The 1,700-nt window shown below is 61.2% G+C and carries 2 protein-coding genes; one reads left to right on the top strand and one right to left on the bottom strand.

All coding sequences use genetic code 11. The annotated features are described in order from the left end of the window. Positions 1–213: hypothetical protein (locus AB4043_RS24605; protein WP_442308406.1), on the top strand; the 213-nt coding region annotated here is incomplete at its 5' end. Positions 214–486: 273 nt separating this feature from the next. Here the strand turns inward: AB4043_RS24605 and AB4043_RS24600 are convergent. Continuing rightward, a partial coding sequence (locus AB4043_RS24600; protein WP_442308405.1) for an ATP-dependent helicase C-terminal domain-containing protein occupies positions 487–1,700 on the bottom strand: 1,214 nt, incomplete at its 5' end.

The following is a 1,700-nucleotide window of genomic DNA, read 5'->3' as shown; positions in this document are numbered from 1 at the left end:
CTGCAGAACCTCTTTGCGAATCTTTCGGCGACACTTTCCGCGTGGCTGACAGGAGCGACGCTGGCAGCGACCCACAGCTTTGGCGCAGCCTTCTCCATTGCGAGTGCGTTTCTGTTGACCGGGACAGTCTTTTATTGGTTCGTGATCAACGCTCGTGGACAGGTGACATGGACGCACGAGCCGGAAGCAATAGCTTCATCCGCTACRCAATAATCTAGAAATCACCTCGGCTCTGGGTGCCCCATGTCCCTCGGGGACATGGGTGTTCGAGCGAAGCTCGAATATGCACTTTTGTCATTTCGCAGCGATCGGGGTCCCCGGCCAGCTTCGCCGGCTGGGGTAAAGGGGAGCGGGAGAAATCTGCTTCTCTACCCATACCGTGCTGGTGGCGCTCTGCTGTCATAAGACGGTTCGCGCTTCGCGCGAATGCCCACGTCCCAAAAGCGGGACATGGGGCACCCGGTCGAGACATCCGAAACATTCTGCTTATACCGGTTTCTCCGGCCACTGATGTCGCGGATAGCGGCGCATCAGCTCTCGCCGCACCTCCGGATAAAGCCGCCGCCAGAAGCCTGCGAGGTCGGTGGTTGTTTGTACGGCGCGATGGTTCGGCGCCAGCAGATGCACCACCACTGGTGTGCGGTCTCTGCCGATGCGCGGCGTCTCCTGCATCCCGAAGAAATCCTGCAGCCGTGACTCGATCCACGGGGGTTTTCCAAGGTCGTAGTGCACCTTTGCCCAGCGCCCACCCGCGAGCTTCAGCTTCGCGGGAGCAACCTCATCCAGGCGGCCGGCACGCTGCTCCAGCAACGGCAGCAGATCTGTCGACGCGACCCTGCGTAGCTCCGCAAAGCGCTTGAGCCCATAACAGAGTTCGCGCAGCGCTCCTTCGATATCGATGCTCTCAACCCCGGCGAAGGCAATCCGCGCCTGCAGCTCAGCCAACGCTTCAGGATCGACAAAGCGTTCCACCCCAAGTAATACCGCCTCATGCGCGAGAACAGCAGCCGCCTCTTCTTCGTTTGCAGGGCCGCGTGATTCTTCCAGCACCAGCCCGTCGTACTCCAGTGAGCTGATCGCCTCTGCGCGTTCGCCCTGGCGATTCCAGACGACCTCGCGTTTCTCAAGGACGCGCTCCGGAAAGAGATCGATCAGCCACTCCGGTTCCATGCGCGCCGTCAGGCGAATCAGAGGAGCCCCACGCTCCTTGCGCTCCTCCGCATCGAGCGCCAGAAGAAACTCATACGGACGCGGCTGCCCAAAGACCTCAGCACCCATGCCGCCGGTAAGCATGACGGTATTACCGGAACGTCGCCGAGCCACACGATCAGGAAAGCCTGCCAGGACGCTGATCAGCACCGCATCATCATCGTGCTTCATCTGTTTCGCAGGACGGGCAGCTCGCTTCAACTGGTCGACCTGGCGGCGGACACGGTCGTCCATCGGCTGATCCATTGCTTCAAGGATGTCGCCTTTTTCGATCCGTACACCTGAGGCAAGCAATCCAGCAAGCGCGCATCCGCTCTCGCCAACGCCGCGGCGCATCGACTCCTGCACGACACGTGCGAGGCGCGGTTCCACCGGAAGCCTTGCGAGCTGCTTCGCGGACTCTCCTGTTGCGCCCAGGCGATCGAGCAACTCATTCGCAGCAGCAACAGCCTCTGAAGGCGGTGCATCGAGCCACGGGATCTGATCAATGC

Origin of the sequence: Terriglobus sp. YAF25 (genome assembly GCF_052113305.1) — a bacterium.
Taxonomy (GTDB): domain Bacteria; phylum Acidobacteriota; class Terriglobia; order Terriglobales; family Acidobacteriaceae; genus Terriglobus.
This window is presented reverse-complemented; position numbering and strand designations above follow the sequence as displayed.